The following is a 16,384-nucleotide window of genomic DNA, read 5'->3' on the forward strand; positions in this document are numbered from 1 at the left end:
CAAATCGTGACAACCCGGGTTCTTGTGGTGGATGATTCTGCGCTGATGCGGGCCGTGCTGGTTGAGGTCATCAATGCGGCACCGGATCTGCATGTCGCGGGAACCGCTTGTAACGCCCTTGAGGCCCGGGAATTCATCAAAACCCTGAATCCAGACGTGATGACGCTGGATGTCGACATGCCGCATATGGATGGGCTGGAGTTCCTGGCTCAGGTGATGCGCTTGCGGCCAATGCCGGTTGTAATGGTTTCGGGTCTGACCGAAAAGGACTCGGAAACTACCTTGCGTGCTCTGGAATTGGGGGCGGTAGACTTCGTCTCCAAACCCAGAACCGATCCGGTCGGGAATATTCATGCGTACGCTGACCAGATCTGCGAAAAGATTCGGGCGGCTGCTCTGTCTCGCAAGCATTTGGGCCAGGTGCCAAGCCAGCTTCGGTCCCCCGTCCTGTCGAGCATTCCGGGAGCTCCGCTTACCGCTAAAGTTTTGCAGGAAAAGCTTGTGCTGATCGGTGCTTCAACCGGAGGGACTGAGGCAATTCGTGAGGTGCTGATACGTTTTCCGGAAAGAATGCCGGGCATCCTGATCGTTCAGCACATGCCGGAAATGTTCACGACCTCTTTCGCTCGCCGGCTGGATGGTTTGTGCAGTCTGCATGTAAAGGAGGCAGAGCATGGCGAGCGGGTCAAACCAGGGGTTGTCTATCTCGCTCCGGGGCATTCGCATCTGATGGTTCGACGGGTGTCCGGGGGATTTCAGTGTGAGCTGTCGCGTGAGAACCCAGTCAATCGTCACCGTCCCTCGGTAGAGGTGTTGTTCAACTCGGCTGCTGCACAGGTCGGACGCAGTGGTGTAGGGGTGATGTTGACGGGGATGGGGAAGGATGGTGCTCAAGCCATGCTGAACATGCGTGAAGCGGGCAGCTACAACATCTGCCAGGATCAGGAAAGTTCGGTTGTATGGGGGATGCCGCGAGAGGCGACAATCAATGGTGCTGCGCATGAGGTGGCCTCCTTGCGCGAGATTGCAGGACGGGTGATGCACTCTCTGCGGGGTGTCTAGAGTTTCCTGCTGGCGTGGATACCCGATGTGCCCGAGAGTGCGGCTGGCGGCTGGTGCCGGGAAGCGCGAGTATGCTGACAAAAGCCTGTGTCCGACTCCTTAACGTAGTCGAGTGAAAGATATTCACGCGCGCAGCAAGCGGCAGATGACGGATTTCAGGATAATGTCGCCTGTTCAAGCAGATTGCTGCGATGTCGTAATTCGTATGGAAGCGTGGAAGCGCTTGCGAACGCCGGCATCACTGTCCGAATACGTTTTGCAACTGGAGGTTTTCGATGGATGCTCAAGTCACGATGAATGACGCACACGCTGTGCTGCGTCTGGCTGGTCGCTTCGATTTCAAGGCGCACCGCGAGTTTCGCGATGCTGTCGATTCACTGCTTGGGCAGGCGGGAACCCGGCCGCTACAGGTGGATCTGAGCGAAGTTTCCTATCTCGACAGCTCGGCATTGGGCATGCTGCTGATGCTGCGTGACAAGGCAAAGGCTGCCAACAAGGATGTTGCGCTGATCGGAGTAAAAGGCAGTGTGCGACAGGTACTGGATATTGCCAATTTCTCCAAATTGTTTGCAATCAGCTGATTCTTGTTCCCATGCGTCCTCCCTTGTGCTGTACACAGGGGAGGTCGGGGCATGCGATCCTTGATTGCATGCATCGTCTCCGGCCGGAATTCTTCGGCCATATGAGTTTGCCCGGACGGGCTGACTTCCTCTGCGCTCCATTCGTTCGATCCGGCCCAATAAGTTTTGTTGATTGGTGTTGGCCTCTGCCCTCAAGTTGCAGCCGTTACTTACCGTTATCCGTTCGGGGTGTCGGTGTTGTACACATGGTTTCCTGAGCTTGCCTGCAAGGCGGTAATCCTTCTGCAAGCAAAGCGTGATGGGTGCTGGCGAGGCCTCAAGTTTGCAAAACAGGAGCCGTAAAATCATCAGGGGCTGCGCTCTGCGGGTCAGCACCTGACTGGGAAGAATCAAATAGCGGAGAACACCATGTCGGAATTGCTGAAAAACATTGATGCGAGAACCCGCCTGGCCGGGACCAACAAGCTTGAGATCCTGCTGTTCTCTCTGGGAACAGACGTGCGTACCGGGCGCAAGGAAAGTTTCGGAATCAATGTATTCAAGGTCCGCGAGGTGATGCGGACGCCTCCGATTACGGCTGCGCCAGACATGCAGCCCGGTGTGGAAGGCATGGTGTCATTGCGTGGTCAGTTGGTGCCGATCGTGGATCTGGCCAAATACAGTGACATAGACCCCGAGGGTAAGCGCGAAATCATGATCGTGACCGAATACAACGGACACACACAGGGATTTCTTGTTGAAGGGGTGGATACCATCCTGCGCCTGGATTGGTCTCAGATGCGAGTGCCGCCGGAAATGATGACAACCAAGCTTGGCGGATTGGTGACTGCGGTGACCGAACTGGATGATGGCCGCCTGATCATGATGCTGGATGTTGAACGTGTGTTGGCCGAGACATCGCGCTATGACGATGATTATTTGTTCAAGGACATTCCACCCATCGGGCGCGATTTTTCCGTGCTGTTTGCCGATGACTCATCGGTAGCGCGAAAACAGATCGAAAAGACTCTTAATGTTCTGGGTGTGCGCTATGTTTCAACAGTCAATGGTCGTGCTGCATGGGATGAACTGGAGCGAATTGCCAGGCACGCCGAAGCGACGGGTCGCAAGGTATGGGAAGTTTTGCATCTGGTGCTGACGGATGTCGAGATGCCAGAAATGGATGGCTACATCCTGACCAAGAAAATCAAGAGTGATCCCCGTTTTGATGGAGTGCCGGTGCTGATGCACTCTTCCTTGTCCAGCATGTCCAATCAGACTTTGGGCAAATCGGTCGGAGTGGATGGCTATGTGCCGAAATTCGAACCGCATCGGCTGGCTGATGCCATACGCAGGATGCTGGCACCGGATCAGGTTATTGAAACCATCTCCTGAAGCAGCGAACAAGGGGTAAACATGGAACATGCAAACACAAATCTGCTGGAGTCGGTCGACGCGCGGACCAAGCTCGCCGGATCGAACCGCATGGAGATTCTGCTGTTTTCGCTGGGGACCAGCGAAACATTCGGCATCAATGTTTTCAAGGTGCGTGAGGTGTCAAAGACTCCTTTCATCACCAAAGCTCCGAATATGCCAAGCGGGGTCGAAGGCTTGATTTCCTTGCGCGGCAATGTGATTCCGGTTTTGTCGCTGGCCAAGATAATCGGCATAGCCAAGCCCGGTCAAGGGCTGGGCAATTCGATGATGGTTACTGAGTACAGCAAGCGGACATTGGGGTTTCTGGTGCATGACGTCGACCGGATCATCCGTGTCGAGTGGGACAAGGTACGTCAGCCGGAAAACATGGCAGGCTCAACCCAGAATTACATTACGGCGATAACCGAATTGTCAGATGGAAAGCTTGTATCCATCCTGGATGTTGAGACCATCCTGTCGCAAACTTTTGGTGAGGCGCCGGTGGGGCAGATAGCTGCGCTGGAAAGAGATGTCGAAGCGAATCTTTTCTTTGTGGATGACTCTGCTATTGCGCGTAAGAAAATCGCTGAAGTGCTAGACAAGCTTGGCGTACGTCATAAGCATGCACTCAATGGTCTGGAGGCATGGACGCGACTGGATGGAATGGCAGCACATGCACAGCAGCAGAAGCGCAAACTGTCAGATGAGATAAACATGATCCTGGTGGATGCAGAGATGCCGGAGATGGACGGGTATGTCCTGACGCGCAACATCAAGAGCGATCCACGCTTTGACGGAATTCCTGTGGTAATGCATTCATCATTATCTTCCGAGGCCAATAGATCCATGGGGAAAGCAGTTGGTGTTGATGCCTATGTGGCAAAGTTTGATGCGGAAATACTGGCCGAGACCTTGCGCCCGTATCTTTTGAAGGCCCACAAGGATTAATCCGGAGAATACAAATCATGTCGGATCCAAAAATGAAATTCCTGGTGGTGGACGATTTCTCGACGATGCGTCGCATCGTCCGGAACCTCCTCAAAGAGTTGGGATATACCAACGTGGATGAGGCGGAGGACGGAGTCGTTGCCATGCAGAAGCTTTCTGCCGGAGGCATTGATTTTGTCGTCACGGACTGGAATATGCCAAACATGACGGGAATCGAACTGTTGCGTGCAATTCGGGCCAATGCGCAGATCGCTCATCTGCCCGTGCTGATGATTACGGCTGAGGCCAAGAAGGAGAACATCATCGAAGCCGCCCAGGCCGGGGCTAGTGGCTATATCGTCAAGCCTTTCACGGCAGCAACGCTGGCAGAAAAAATGGCCAAGATTTTTGAAAAAATGGGCAAGGGTTGATCTGCGCGAATTGCAAGAATGAGATTGCGCGGGCGATAGCCCATTGAAGCAAAGGCATTTACAAGACTTAGGAGCCGATACCATGGCCAAACGCCTGAAAGCGGACGAATCTGGCGACAATGATGATTTGCAGGCGCTGTTTGATTCCATTGCAGAAACTGCAAATACTCCAGCACCGGTGGCAAGCCCGGTGGTGGTAAACGCGGTTGCAGCCGTGGTGCAAGAGGCAGGAGACTCTGATGAGTTGCAGGCGTTATTCGACAGTGTTGTCGGTGGCAAGCCTGTGGAAGCTGAGGCTCCGGCAGTGAATGAGCAAGGCGTCAATATCAAGGAAGCCGTTGTTGCTTCATCTCACATGTCGGCAGAGGAGCGTCATCAGCAGGCCTTCCTGCAGATCGGTCAGCTGACTCGTCTTCTGCATGACACGATCCGTCAGCTGGGCTATGACCGCATGCTGGAGGAGACGGCAGAGAAGTTGCCGGATGCGCGCCAGCGCCTGTCTTATATATCGCAGATGACTGAACAGGCAGCGAGCCGCGTTCTTAATGCGACGGATATAGCCAAGCCGATTCAGGACCGGATAGAGGAACGAGCGACTGAACTGGCTACGCGCTGGGATAAATTGTATGACCGGAAGCTGTCGGTGCTTGAGTTCAAGGAACTGGCCGGCGAAACGCGAGCTTTTCTCGGACAGTCTGCCAAGGACAGCAAGATGGTTAACGAGCAGTTGCTCGAGATCATGATGGCGCAGGACTTCCAGGATTTGACCGGACAAGTCATCAAGAAGATCGTGGATATGGCCTCCAAGATGGAGGACGGATTGCTCAAGGTTCTTATTGACATCATGCCGGAGAGCAAGCGCGTTGCCGCTGAGGACGGATTGCTCAATGGACCTGTAGTCAGTTCGGAAGGACGTGATGATGTGGTGACCAGTCAGGAGCAGGTTGACGATCTGCTCGATAGTCTGGGGTTCTGAATGGGGCCGGGGTTACCCGGAGTGGCGCAGTGAAGTAACTACGGTACCGGAGTCTGCTATGAGCGATTTCGCGGGAATGGAAGACCTGCTTCAGGATTTCCTTGTTGAAGCGGGAGACCTGCTGTCTGGTGTGGATAACAAGCTGGTCGACCTGGAGCGCAATCCCCATGATCTGGCGCTGCTGAACGAAATATTCCGGGGATTTCACACCATCAAGGGTGGCGCTGGATTCTTGAATGCCAGTGAACTGGTGACTTTGTGTCATCTCACGGAAAACCTGTTCGACAAGTTGCGTACCAATGAAATGCAGGTGACGCCAGACATGCTGGATGTCATCCTTGGTGCGACGGCAACGGTACGGAGCATGTTTGGCGATTTGGAGCGATCCTTGCAGCCCGGGCCTGCGACTCCGCAGCTGATTGAGCAGTTGAAGCAGGCTTTGGCAGGGCAGCTTAAAGGGAATTCGGCTGCTCCCAAACAGACCGCTGCGCAGGCTGCGGTGTCGGTGCCTGCTGTTGCAGGCGGTGAGACAGAGCCGGACTGGAATGCGTATTACCAGGCTGTGACAGGAGTAGAGCCTGTCACTGGCAATCTGCCTGTTGTGGATACAACGGCAGAATCCGATGAGCCGCATCTGAATGAAACGGTTGCAGAGCAAATCATTCAGGCGGCAGTCGGGCGCCGGACTACAGACAAGCCGGGTTACCAAGGCCCTGCCGGCGGACGTCGTGAGGGTGAGCGTCAGCGTGATAACTCGATCCGCGTGGATACCTCGCGTCTGGATCAGGTTCTGAATCTGTCGGGTGAAATCGGTCTGACCAAAAATCGCCTGACTGCTCTGCGTAGCGACATCCTTAACGGCAAGAATGATACGGATACGCTGCACGCACTCGATTTGGCGGTGAGCCAGCTCGATTTGCTGGTGTCCGATTTGCAGAACGCGGTCATGAAAACGCGGATGCAGCCGATTGGCCGTCTCTTCCAGAAGTATCCCCGGATCGCGCGTGATCTTGCACGCTCGTTGGGTAAAGATGTCGAAATGGTACTCGAAGGTGAAGAGACCGAAATCGACAAGACCATGATCGAGGATCTGTCCGATCCAATCATCCATCTGATCCGTAATGCAGTTGATCACGGGATCGAATTGCCGGGTGAGCGCATGACCATGGGCAAGGGCGAGAAATCCTTTGTCAAGCTTGAGGCACGCCAGGAGGGCGATCACATCGTGATCGTAGTGGCGGACGATGGGCGTGGCATGAATCCTGAGCGCTTGCGCGCCAAGGCATTGGAAAAGGGCCTCATCTCTGATGAAGAGGCCAATACGATGGACGAGCGCCAGAGCTTCAACCTCGTCTTCCTGCCCGGCTTCTCGACGGCCAATGTCGTGTCAGACGTATCCGGTCGTGGTGTGGGCATGGATGTGGTGCGGACCAATATCCAGAAGCTCAATGGTTCGATCGATATCCGCTCTGTGCAGGGCAAGGGGACCGAGTTCATCATATCGTTGCCGCTGACTCTGGCAATTTTGCCGGTGCTGCTGGTGTGTCTGGAGGATCAGCCTTTTGCTGTGCCGCTGTCGATGGTGCGCGAAATTCTGCCTATCGATCCCAAGGAGGTGCAGGAGCTTGGCGGACGCGCCACCATGGTGGTGCGTGGCGAGGTTTTGCCGATAGTTACTTTGGCTGCTTTGTTGGGCTGGCCGCAACAGCGGGTGCCAGAGTATGGCGTGTTGATGCAATCGGCTGAGCAAAGCTTCGTGCTGGCTATTGACTCCTTCGCCGGCCGCGAGGATGCCGTGATTAAATCACTCTACGACTTCCGCCCCAAAGGCGTTGCGGGCGTTACCACACTGTCCAATGGTCAGATCGTTCTGATTCTCGACATGAAGGAGTTGCTAGGCAGCATGGGCGAGCAACGCGTGGCTACCCGCGCCCAACTCTTGCTGGAAGGGCAGATCGCCGCCGCGGCCTGACGGGGTTGCGCTACATGCGGAAAAGGCGGGAGCGATCCCGCCTTTTTGCTTTTCTCATCCTCCGGGAGCCGCATGCAGCAAGCCTGTGCAAGCATGTGTGCCGGGAGGCCGCGCCCAGAGCGGGTCTTCAAGGACCTTCTGGTTTGTATCAGTTTGATTCATTGAGCCTGTTTTGCCTGCCTAGCGTGCTGTCGTTGTCTTGCTAGCGGCCTGTTTCTTGCATAGGATCGAAACAGAACGCTTGTACTTTAGTTATACGAGGCTGGCTGTGGCACCGTTTGAATTTGACTTTGATTTTGAGCACTGGCGGGGCTTGGCCGAAGCGGATCCTCGCGCTTTTTTTGCTGCCCGTGAAGAGGTCCTGGCGCGTTTCATGGCTGCCGCGCCAAAGCGTTTGAGTGGCGAACTGCACGCATTGCAGGCGCTGATTGATCATTCGCGTGCCGAAGCAGGATCACCTGTTAATTCATCCCGCCTGCTTTTGGGCATGATGGCGGAACACTTGGCGGCCTTGTCAGGCCACATGACCCAGTTGCATCGACAGTCGACGATCCTGACCGCCAGATTGCCACCTGTCGTGGGCGAGTAGCGAGGACACGGCCGGGGTCGCTCCGGTATCATTGGTGGCAAACCAACAGCCTGCCATTCCGATGCTATTTCCCAGTCTTGATGATTATGTGGGCCATACTCCGCTGGTGCGTCTCAAGCGCCTGCCGGGGGAGCTGGCCGTTCAGAAAAACAATGTGATTCTGGCCAAGCTTGAGGGCAATAATCCTGCCGGATCGGTGAAAGACCGACCCGCGCTGTCGATGATCATGCATGCCGAACGCCGTGGTGACATCAAACCTGGCGATACCCTGATTGAGGCGACGAGTGGCAACACGGGCATTGCGCTGGCAATGGTTGCGGCAATGCGCGGGTATCGCATGATTCTGGTTATGCCTGAGAATCAGAGTGTGGAGCGCCGGCAGAGTATGCGTGCTTTTGGTGCGGAGTTGGTGTTAACTCCGCGCGCGGGAGGCATGGAGCTGGCCAGAGACATGGCTAACCGGATGCGTGATGAAGGACGTGGCACGGTGCTTGACCAGTTTGCCAATTCTGATAATCCGCTGGCTCATTATGAAGGAACCGGTCCGGAGATCTGGGAGCAGACGGGGGGCAAGGTGACCCACTTCGTCAGCAGCATGGGAACTACTGGCACCATCATGGGCGTCTCAAGATTTCTCAAGGAGAAAAATCCTGCGATCCAGATCGTCGGTTGCCAACCGGAGGAGGGTGCTCAGATTCCCGGTATCCGCAAGTGGGCAGACGCCTATCTGCCCAAAATTTATGATGGACAGCGCGTTGACCGTATCGAATCGGTAGCCCAGTCCGCTGCTGAGGAGATGACCCGCCGGCTGGCCAGTGAGGAAGGTATTTTTGCCGGAATTTCCTCCGGAGGTGCCATGAGTGTGGCTGTGCGCATTGCCCAGGAAGAGCGCGATGCCGTGATTGTGAGCATTGTGTGTGACCGGGGCGATCGCTACCTGTCGACCGGCGTGTTTCCTGCCTGAGCCTTCTGATCGTGAAGCCTGCCCTGATTTTTTCTTTGACGGCGGTGCCTGATGTTGACGGATTACGACGTCTGCACTCTTTGCCTGCCGAGCTGTCTGCTCATGAAGTTGCCGAGTTCGCGTATCAGCGTCGTCGTGCCGCTGACGTCGGAGACTGTTTGCCGCCACACCAGCAGCGAATAGTGCATATTTCCATGATCCTGCGGGAAGGTGGTCTCTTGCGCCTGATCAGCCTCTCAGGAGAAGAATCAAACATTCTGCAGTCTTTTTACGACCTGGCGAGTAATGTCGGGCAAATTCTGGAGTGGTCTGGCGTAACAGGACAGGAGGCGTTGCCGGCGGCGACCATTCTGCGTTGCCGGGCCATGCAGCGGCATCTTCCAGCCATTCCAGGAGGAGTTCCAGTTATTGATCTGGCTGCGTTGCTGGCCAGTCCGCTGTCGCCTGAAACATTGCCACTGTACGAGATGGCGACGCTGTCTCAGCTGCCATTTCCCAAGGAAAAGAGCCAAGAGGATGTCTGGCAGGCTTTCCTCAGCGAAGGGGTGGAGGGCGTTGAGGTGTCCAATGAAATCCGGGCTCTCACGGTCTATCAACTCTGGTTGCGTTACAGATGCATGTGTGGCGAACTGGATGCAGCGGCCAGCTTGCAGGAACTGGCTTTGCTTCGCCAGACTTTGCGAGACTGTGCAGCCCCGCATCTGCATGCTTATCTGGCAGCCTGGTCTGCCTGTGCCGACTGAGGCAGCTGTTTCCGATACAACCCGAAGCGCTCAAGAAGACGTCCTCGTCCTCGCTGGGTCTGCCAGACGTTCTCCCATGCAGGCCCCGCTTCCGGAAGCGAGCGTTTGCCGGTGGAGTAGGCTAGCAGCAAAGAGCAGCGTGAGCGTGCCGCCGAGCCTGTTTCCAGTTTGATGTCGGTGAAATAGTAGAGAGCAGCTCGCTGGGCGTCACCGGCATCCAGGCTAGCAACACAACCATTTCCGTAGTGTCGGATCTGACGGGAGATCTCATTGGCGATCGGCCGATAATTTTTGTCGTAATCAAACCAGTTCAGCCACAGCGTGGTAGCCAGACCCCAACTTAGAGTTACCCCCAGTGCCCAGTGAACTGCTCCGCGTAACTGAAAAAACGGGATGCGCAAAATCGCAACGATCCAACCCACGGACAAAAGTGCTGCCAACAGCAGTTCATGCCAGTGCCAACTGGGCTGAAAGCCTGGTAGCAAGCGTAGTACGTTGCGTGAGAGTGGTACCGGCCAGCCGAAATTCAGGGCACTCCAACTCAGCCACAAGGCAATGCCCAATAGCGAGAATGTGATCAGACCGAACCAGTCGAAAGCATTGGCGGCGCCACGACGAAGACGGCACAGCTCACCTGCTGCCATCAGGATAAGGGCTGGCAATAGAGGAACTACGTTGGCCGGGCGCATTGCGCCGGTTGTTACAACCAGGGTCAGCGCCAGAAGTGCCGCCGTGAGTGGCAAGGCATGACCGAAGGCCAGAATGCGGCCACGGCGATGCCAGAGAGACCACAGCACCACCGGCCATAGTGGCCAAGTGAACCAGCCGATCAGATTGGACACTGCACCAGCCCGCTGCAGATGACCCGCATGCGGACTGATGGCTGCCAGTTCCCGTCCCCACCATATGGCAAGATAATCGGCTTGCCAGACTGACAAGGCCAGTGGCCATAGCAGCAGCAGCAGGGCGAGCGGCCATATTGCGTGCCGATAGGCAAACAGAAAAGCGCGCGAGCGACATTCTGCTTCAGTCGCGGGGAGTATGGCCCAAAGCGGCAAGCATAGTGCCAGCCCTGGCAGTCCTCCGGCGAGGAAGGCTGCCCCGCTTGCCGTGCCTGCGATCAGAGCCCCTCGAAACGGCGCCGTGCGCATATGCGCCAGACCGTAAATGGTGGCCGCCAGGCTGGCCGCCACCAGAACCTGTGGCTGCATTTCATGGGCATGAATCAGCAGTCCGAGTGAGCCTAATGCCAGCATGGCTGCTGCTGAGGCGGCTTCGCGACCATAGAGTTCGCGAGCGGCAAAGCGCAGGAATACAAGCAGCAAGGTGAGCGCGATCACTCCCCCCAGACGGATTGCGTCATGCAGAGGAAGTAGCCAGCCGAGCAGGCTGCCGCTGAGAGCTCCCAGCCAATGCAGCAGTGGTGGCCAGTCGAAGTAAGGCACACCGGCGATCTGCGGAATGAGCCAGTTGCCTTCGCGCAGCATGCTATAGGCGACGCCTATATGCAGTGCGTCATCACCTCGCCATGGTGCATGGCCGAGATTGCCGGGCAGCGCATAGGCGATGAACAGCAGGATCAAGGCCCAGTTGGGGACATGGATCGCGGGTTTGCTGCTTGGGAACTCGGTAAATGGCGTCGCTCGCATGGGTCCGGACGGTGACGAGAGTATTTGGACGGGATTGTACGGCTTCGGCGGGTCTCAGGTTGGCTGAGAAGGCCTGAAAAAAAAGGCAGCCACAGGGCTGCCCTTTTCTGCAAAGTGCGCCGGATCAGGCACGCTTGCCGTATTTCTGCTTGAAGCGCTCGATGCGGCCTGCCGTGTCCATGACCTTTTGCTTGCCAGTCCAGAACGGGTGGCACTCGGAACACACTTCAACGTGGTAAGCGGGTTTGCCAAGGGTGGAGCGGGTGGTGAAGGAATTGCCGCAGGAGCAGGTAACCTTCACGTCAGCGTAATTCGGGTGGCCTTCTGTTTTCATGTCGATTCCTTGTTGCGCGGATGGCGGATGTGACCACCCTTGAAAAATAAGACGGCGATTGTCGCAGGAAAAGCCTGTGACTGCAAGCTGATCAGCGGCGCATGGCGTCGAAGAACTCGCCGTTGTTCTTTGTCTGGCGCATCTTGTCGAGCAGGAAGTCCATTGCATCAAGGTCATCCATGCCATAGAGCAATTTGCGCAACACCCAGATCTTCTGCAGGTTGGCGGGCTCAATCAGCATTTCTTCGCGCCGGGTACCGGAGCGATTGACGTTGATTGACGGGTAGATGCGTTTCTCGGACATGCGGCGATCCAGATGGATTTCCATGTTGCCCGTGCCCTTGAACTCTTCGTAGATCACTTCGTCCATGCGGCTGCCCGTGTCGATCAGCGCAGTGGCGATGATGGTCAGCGAGCCGCCTTCTTCGATATTGCGGGCGGCGCCGAAGAAGCGCTTGGGCTTCTGCAGGGCGTTGGCATCCACGCCACCCGTCAGAACCTTGCCTGAGGCTGGCACCACGGTGTTGTAGGCGCGAGCCAGACGGGTCAGCGAGTCGAGCAGGATGATCACATCCTTTTTGTGTTCGACCAGGCGCTTGGCCTTCTCGATGACCATTTCGGCCACCTGCACGTGGCGCGTGGCAGGTTCATCGAAGGTTGACGCGACAACTTCGCCCTTCACCGAACGCTGCATTTCGGTCACTTCTTCCGGGCGCTCGTCGATCAGCATGACAATCAACACGGCTTCCGGGTGATTGGCGGTGATGGCATGCGCAATGTGCTGCAGCATCACGGTCTTGCCGGACTTTGGGGGAGATACGATCAGACCGCGCTGGCCCTTGCCAATCGGCGCGATCATGTCGATCACGCGGCTGGTGATGTTCTCTTCACCGCGCATCTCGCGTTCCAGTTTCAATGGCTGGTTCGGATGCAGCGGGGTCAGGTTCTCAAACAGGATCTTGTGCTTGGACGCTTCGGGCAGCTCGCCGTTGATCTTGTCCAGTTTCACCAGTGCGAAATAGCGCTCACCGTCTTTCGGCGTGCGGATCTCGCCTTCAATGGTGTCGCCGGTATGCAGATTGAAACGGCGAATTTGCGAGGGCGACACATAGATGTCATCCGTGCCGGCCAGGTAGGAAATGTCGGGCGAACGCAAGAAGCCGAAGCCGTCCGGCAGGATTTCCAGAGCCCCGTCGCCGAAAATCGGCTCACCTTTTTTGGCGCGATTGCGCAGCAGTGCAAAAACGAGTTCCTGTTTGCGCAGGCGGTTGGCGCCCTCGATGTCGTTGGCTTGCGCCATTTCGAGAAGCTGGCTGACGTGGAGAGCCTTGAGCTCTGACAGATGCATGGACAAACCCTGAAAAGAGATGTGCGGGTGAAATGGTGGCGTCGATCAGGACAGCCTGAATACCGGAACGGAGGGGGAGGGTAATTTCTCGGAGTCGAGAGCCGTGATTTACGCGCAGAGGGAGAAACCCTGAGTGAAACGGCGCGTTACGGCTTTAATTGGCCGGAACTGTAGCGATTCAGTTCCGGCCTGTCAAACGTTAATGTCAGAGATTTGCGTCGATGAAAGCCGTCAGTTGCGACTTTGACAAAGCGCCGACTTTGGTGGCTTCCACATTGCCGCCTTTGAAAATCATCAGGGTCGGAATGCCGCGGATGCCAAATTGTGCTGGCACAGCCTGATTTTCATCCACATTGACCTTGGCGACCACCAGTTTGCCAGCGTATTCCTTGGCAATGTCGTCGAGCAGTGGAGCGATCATCTTGCAGGGGCCGCACCATTCGGCCCAGTAATCGACCAGCACGGGCAGCTGGGATTGCAGCACGTCGGCTTCGAAGCTGCTGTCGGAGACGTATTTGATTTGCTCGCTCATGATTCCTCGCAATGAATGTCTGGCCATGGGGGACGCGGGGTTGGGGAATTGCGTCAAGGTTTGGCCGATGAGGTTCAATCCTATCCAAATTGCCCCCCTGATGGAAGCTTGAACGGCCTATCGGGCTGATAGATCAGGACTCTGCCCAGCCACGGCTGCGGGTCACGGCTTTGTGCCACAGCTGTATCCGGCTGGCTGCTTCGTCGCGCGAGATGGCTGGGCCAAACACCCGTTCTGCCTGCCATTGCCCGGCTACTTCACTTTCGCTGGCCCAGATGCCGGACGTGATGCCAGCCAGATATGCGGCGCCCAGTGCGGTGGTCTCAGCCACGCGTGGCCGGATTACCGGCACGCCGAGCAGGTCGGCCTGGATCTGCAGCAGCAAATCGTTGCTGATGGCGCCACCATCCACCCGCAGGGCCTCGACGCTCTGACCTGCATCGGCCTGCATGGCTTCGATCAGTTCAGCCGACTGGAAGGCGATGGCATCCAGTGCTGCACGGGCTACGTGAGCACGAGTGCTGCCACGGGTGAGGCCGAACAGGGCGCCGCGAGCCTGCGGGTCCCAGTGTGGCGAGCCCAGACCGACGAAGGCAGGTACGATGACCACGCCGTCGCTGTTTGGCACGCTGCGCGCCAGCGGCTCGATCTCGGCGGCGCTGCGGATCATCCCCAGGCCATCGCGCAGCCATTGCACAAGCGCGCCAGCGATGAATACGCTGCCCTCCAGTGCGAAGGCCGGTGTGCCGCTGGTTTGCGCTGCCGCCGTGCCGAGCAGCCCGTGTGATGATGTTTTCAGGGTACTTCCTGTGTGCATCAGCATGAAACAGCCGGTGCCGTAGGTGTTCTTGACCATGCCGGGTTTGTGACATGCCTGGCCAAACAGGGCCGCTTGCTGGTCGCCGGCAACGCCACCGATGCGGATGGATGCGCCCAGCCACTCCGTGTCGGTCTGGCCGAAATCGCTGGCCGAAGGCTGCACCTGTGGCAGCACGGCACGCGGTACGCGCAACAGATCCAGCAATTCGTCGTCCCATGTGTTGCGGTAAATGTCGAAGAGCAGGGTGCGGGCGGCGTTGCTCGGATCCGTGGCGTGCACGCGGCCGTGAGTCAGGCGCCAGACCAGCCAGCTGTCAACGGTGCCAAAGGCCAGTTCTCCGCGTTCGGCCCGTTTGCGGGCCCCCGGTACGTGATCAAGAATCCAGGCGAGTTTGGTACCCGAGAAATAGGGGTCCAGCAGCAGGCCGGTGCGCTTGCGGACCAGCGCCTCGTGCCCCTCTGCCTTGAGTCGTGCGCAGACGTCGGCCGTGCGGCGGTCTTGCCATACGATAGCGTTATGGATTGGCCGACCGCTGGAGCGTTCCCACACCAGCGTGGTTTCGCGCTGATTGGTGATGCCGATTGAAACCATCTCGCGTGCCTTCAATCCGGTCTTGCTCAGGGCCAGACGAGCTGTTTCAAGCTGGCTGTTCCACAGAGTTTCCGGGTCGTGTTCCACCCACCCCGGTTGCGGATAGAGCTGCGGAAACTCCTGTTGGGCCATGCCAACCAGATTGCCACGGGCATCGAAAATCACTGCGCGGGAACTGGTGGTGCCCTGGTCAAGTGCGAGGAGGTAGCTCATCCGTACATTCTTTCTGCGTGGCGGGATGCCGGATTATGCCGTCAGGGCGCGGAGTAGAATACCCGGCTCTGAAAGAGCCCGCGCGTGAACCGTTACTTCATCATTCCGCGCGCCGAACTGCAGCCCTATGTTGATCGTCTGTGGGGCTGGGAAAGTGAGGCGCAGCTGCAATTGCCGCCAATGCTGCCAGGTACGGGCGCCGAGTTGCTATTCCACTACGGCACGCCGTTTACGCTGCAGAGCGCCGGAGCCGAGTGTCTGGACCTCGGCCCGGCTCATCTGCTGTGTGCCCGTCGGGCGCCACACAGACTGCTGCCACAAGCGGGGTTGGGCTTCATTTCGGTGCGTTTTCGTTCCGGCGCCCTGCGGCATTTCTGCCCTGTTCCGCTGCAGGCGGTGCAGGATGAGGCCGTCCCGATCCGGGAGCTCTGGGGGCACGCCGGGCTGGATGTAGCCTGTCGCGTGGCAGAGGCCGCCGACAGGGCATCTCGCGTGAGCATCCTCGAAGACTGGCTACTGGCCTGCCTGCGCGAGCATGGCAAGGCGCAACCGGCCATGGAGGCGGCTCTGCGACAGCTCTACTATCAGCATCGCAGCGTGCGGGTAGAGGCACTGGCGGACCAGCTGGGCATGAGCCGGCGCCATTTCGAGCGGGTTTTTCGCGAGCAGATCGGCATGACGCCGAAGGCCTTCCAGCGTACTGCGCGCTTTCACCTGACGACACGCGATCTGCTGCTGAGCACACCGGCCGATTATCTGGCTTCCGCGCTGGATCACGGCTACTACGACCAGGCTCATTTCATTCACGACTTTCAGGCTTTTGTGGGGGCTTCGCCGGTCGCGTTCCTGAAGTTCGCCAGCACTGTGGCGCATTTTTACAATCCGCCGCTTTTTACCCCCGATACAGTTCCTCTGCCGCGCTGAAAGGCGTCACTGAGAGAGGTCGAAATGATTGTGCTGAGTGCTGTATTCCAGGCAAAGCCTGGGCGTGAATCGGACTTGAAGGCAGCCCTGTGCGCCATGATCCCCGAGGCCCGCAAGGAGGCCGGGACACTGGTGTATACCGTGCATCAAGCCCATGACGATGCCGGTAAGTTCTTCTTCTACGAACAGTTTCAGGACCAGGCCGCGCTGGACCTTCACATGGCTGCGCCCTATCTGAAATCCCTGCTGGATCGCGTGCCGGAGCTCTGTGCCAGTGCCCCTGTGGTCACGGCTTATCAACGCCTGGCTTCGCTTCAGGATTGAATCGTGCGC

Annotated in this window: 17 protein-coding genes; 12 read left to right on the forward strand and 5 right to left on the reverse strand. The window is 57.4% G+C overall.

What is annotated here, in order from left to right; translation table 11 throughout:
* The first annotated feature begins 6 nt into the window (after positions 1-6).
* The 10 genes from Q9Q94_RS12175 to Q9Q94_RS12220 all read left to right on the forward strand — a co-directional run bounded on the left by Q9Q94_RS12175 (position 7) and on the right by Q9Q94_RS12220 (position 9,640).
* Positions 7-1,062: a chemotaxis response regulator protein-glutamate methylesterase gene (locus tag Q9Q94_RS12175; protein WP_305980353.1), complete on the forward strand. Its 1,056-nt coding sequence runs from the start codon at positions 7-9 to the stop codon at positions 1,060-1,062.
* A 275-nt stretch (positions 1,063-1,337) separates the two neighbouring features.
* Positions 1,338-1,643: an STAS domain-containing protein gene (locus Q9Q94_RS12180; RefSeq protein WP_305980354.1), complete on the forward strand. Its 306-nt coding sequence runs from the start codon at positions 1,338-1,340 to the stop codon at positions 1,641-1,643.
* 408 nt (positions 1,644-2,051) lie between these two features.
* On the forward strand, positions 2,052-3,017 hold the full coding sequence (locus Q9Q94_RS12185) for a chemotaxis protein (RefSeq protein WP_305980355.1): 966 nt from the start codon (positions 2,052-2,054) through the stop codon (positions 3,015-3,017).
* 21 nt (positions 3,018-3,038) lie between these two features.
* Positions 3,039-3,986: a chemotaxis protein gene (locus Q9Q94_RS12190; RefSeq protein WP_305980356.1), complete on the forward strand. Its 948-nt coding sequence runs from the start codon at positions 3,039-3,041 to the stop codon at positions 3,984-3,986.
* A gap of 17 nt (positions 3,987-4,003) precedes the next feature.
* Positions 4,004-4,396 (forward strand): chemotaxis response regulator CheY, encoded by a 393-nt coding sequence (gene cheY / locus Q9Q94_RS12195; protein ID WP_305980357.1) that lies wholly within the window; start codon positions 4,004-4,006, stop codon positions 4,394-4,396.
* 82 nt (positions 4,397-4,478) lie between these two features.
* Positions 4,479-5,372 carry a protein phosphatase CheZ gene (gene cheZ, locus Q9Q94_RS12200; protein ID WP_305980358.1) on the forward strand — a complete coding sequence of 298 codons (894 nt, stop codon included), beginning with the start codon at positions 4,479-4,481 and terminating at the stop codon, positions 5,370-5,372.
* Positions 5,373-5,430: 58 nt separating this feature from the next.
* The gene (locus Q9Q94_RS12205; RefSeq protein ID WP_305980914.1) at positions 5,431-7,344 is read left to right on the forward strand and encodes a chemotaxis protein CheA; all 1,914 of its coding nucleotides are present in this window, start codon (positions 5,431-5,433) and stop codon (positions 7,342-7,344) included.
* 217 nt (positions 7,345-7,561) lie between these two features.
* The gene (locus Q9Q94_RS12210) at positions 7,562-7,933 is read left to right on the forward strand and encodes a DUF3135 domain-containing protein (RefSeq protein WP_305980359.1); all 372 of its coding nucleotides are present in this window, start codon (positions 7,562-7,564) and stop codon (positions 7,931-7,933) included.
* Between the two features lie 55 nt (positions 7,934-7,988).
* The gene (gene cysM, locus Q9Q94_RS12215) at positions 7,989-8,897 is read left to right on the forward strand and encodes a cysteine synthase CysM (protein ID WP_371929855.1); all 909 of its coding nucleotides are present in this window, start codon (positions 7,989-7,991) and stop codon (positions 8,895-8,897) included.
* An 11-nt stretch (positions 8,898-8,908) separates the two neighbouring features.
* On the forward strand, positions 8,909-9,640 hold the full coding sequence (locus tag Q9Q94_RS12220) for a hypothetical protein (RefSeq protein WP_305980360.1): 732 nt from the start codon (positions 8,909-8,911) through the stop codon (positions 9,638-9,640).
* On the opposite strand, the gene Q9Q94_RS12225 is transcribed toward Q9Q94_RS12220, so the two are convergent.
* The 5 genes from Q9Q94_RS12225 to glpK form a co-directional block, all read right to left on the reverse strand.
* Positions 9,607-11,289 carry a glycosyltransferase family 39 protein gene (locus Q9Q94_RS12225; protein WP_305980361.1) on the reverse strand — a complete coding sequence of 561 codons (1,683 nt, stop codon included), beginning with the start codon at positions 11,287-11,289 and terminating at the stop codon, positions 9,607-9,609. The genes Q9Q94_RS12220 and Q9Q94_RS12225 overlap by 34 nt on opposite strands.
* Positions 11,290-11,413: 124 nt before the next feature.
* Positions 11,414-11,623, reverse strand: a complete 210-nt coding sequence (gene rpmE / locus Q9Q94_RS12230; protein WP_305980362.1) for a 50S ribosomal protein L31 — start codon at positions 11,621-11,623, stop codon at positions 11,414-11,416.
* A 91-nt stretch (positions 11,624-11,714) separates the two neighbouring features.
* Complete coding sequence (rho, locus tag Q9Q94_RS12235; RefSeq protein ID WP_305980363.1) at positions 11,715-12,971, reverse strand: transcription termination factor Rho; 1,257 nt, start codon at positions 12,969-12,971, stop codon at positions 11,715-11,717.
* A gap of 205 nt (positions 12,972-13,176) precedes the next feature.
* Positions 13,177-13,503 (reverse strand): thioredoxin TrxA, encoded by a 327-nt coding sequence (gene trxA / locus Q9Q94_RS12240; RefSeq protein WP_305980364.1) that lies wholly within the window; start codon positions 13,501-13,503, stop codon positions 13,177-13,179.
* 133 nt (positions 13,504-13,636) lie between these two features.
* Entirely contained in the window at positions 13,637-15,127 is a 1,491-nt protein-coding gene (gene glpK / locus Q9Q94_RS12245) for a glycerol kinase GlpK (protein WP_305980365.1), read from the reverse strand.
* Positions 15,128-15,211: 84 nt separating this feature from the next.
* On the opposite strand from glpK, the gene Q9Q94_RS12250 reads away from it, so the two are divergent.
* On the forward strand, positions 15,212-16,051 hold the full coding sequence (locus Q9Q94_RS12250; RefSeq protein WP_305980366.1) for a helix-turn-helix domain-containing protein: 840 nt from the start codon (positions 15,212-15,214) through the stop codon (positions 16,049-16,051).
* A 24-nt stretch (positions 16,052-16,075) separates the two neighbouring features.
* Positions 16,076-16,375 (forward strand): putative quinol monooxygenase, encoded by a 300-nt coding sequence (locus tag Q9Q94_RS12255; protein WP_305980367.1) that lies wholly within the window; start codon positions 16,076-16,078, stop codon positions 16,373-16,375.
* Positions 16,376-16,384 lie beyond the last annotated feature (9 nt).

This window comes from Uliginosibacterium sp. 31-16, from assembly GCF_030730865.1.
Lineage (GTDB): Bacteria > Pseudomonadota > Gammaproteobacteria > Burkholderiales > Rhodocyclaceae > Uliginosibacterium.

Coding starts and splice junctions, on each gene's coding strand:
- rho (WP_305980363.1), bottom strand. CDS start 12,971: ATGCATCTGTCAGAGCTCAAGGCTCTCCACGTCAGCCAGCTTCTCGAA.
- Q9Q94_RS12255 (WP_305980367.1), top strand. CDS start 16,076: ATGATTGTGCTGAGTGCTGTATTCCAGGCAAAGCCTGGGCGTGAATCG.
- Q9Q94_RS12180 (WP_305980354.1), top strand. CDS start 1,338: ATGGATGCTCAAGTCACGATGAATGACGCACACGCTGTGCTGCGTCTG.
- trxA (WP_305980364.1), bottom strand. CDS start 13,503: ATGAGCGAGCAAATCAAATACGTCTCCGACAGCAGCTTCGAAGCCGAC.
- glpK (WP_305980365.1), bottom strand. CDS start 15,127: ATGAGCTACCTCCTCGCACTTGACCAGGGCACCACCAGTTCCCGCGCA.
- cheZ (WP_305980358.1), top strand. CDS start 4,479: ATGGCCAAACGCCTGAAAGCGGACGAATCTGGCGACAATGATGATTTG.
- cheY (WP_305980357.1), top strand. CDS start 4,004: ATGTCGGATCCAAAAATGAAATTCCTGGTGGTGGACGATTTCTCGACG.
- Q9Q94_RS12225 (WP_305980361.1), bottom strand. CDS start 11,289: ATGCGAGCGACGCCATTTACCGAGTTCCCAAGCAGCAAACCCGCGATC.
- Q9Q94_RS12205 (WP_305980914.1), top strand. CDS start 5,431: ATGAGCGATTTCGCGGGAATGGAAGACCTGCTTCAGGATTTCCTTGTT.
- rpmE (WP_305980362.1), bottom strand. CDS start 11,623: ATGAAAACAGAAGGCCACCCGAATTACGCTGACGTGAAGGTTACCTGC.
- Q9Q94_RS12185 (WP_305980355.1), top strand. CDS start 2,052: ATGTCGGAATTGCTGAAAAACATTGATGCGAGAACCCGCCTGGCCGGG.
- Q9Q94_RS12190 (WP_305980356.1), top strand. CDS start 3,039: ATGGAACATGCAAACACAAATCTGCTGGAGTCGGTCGACGCGCGGACC.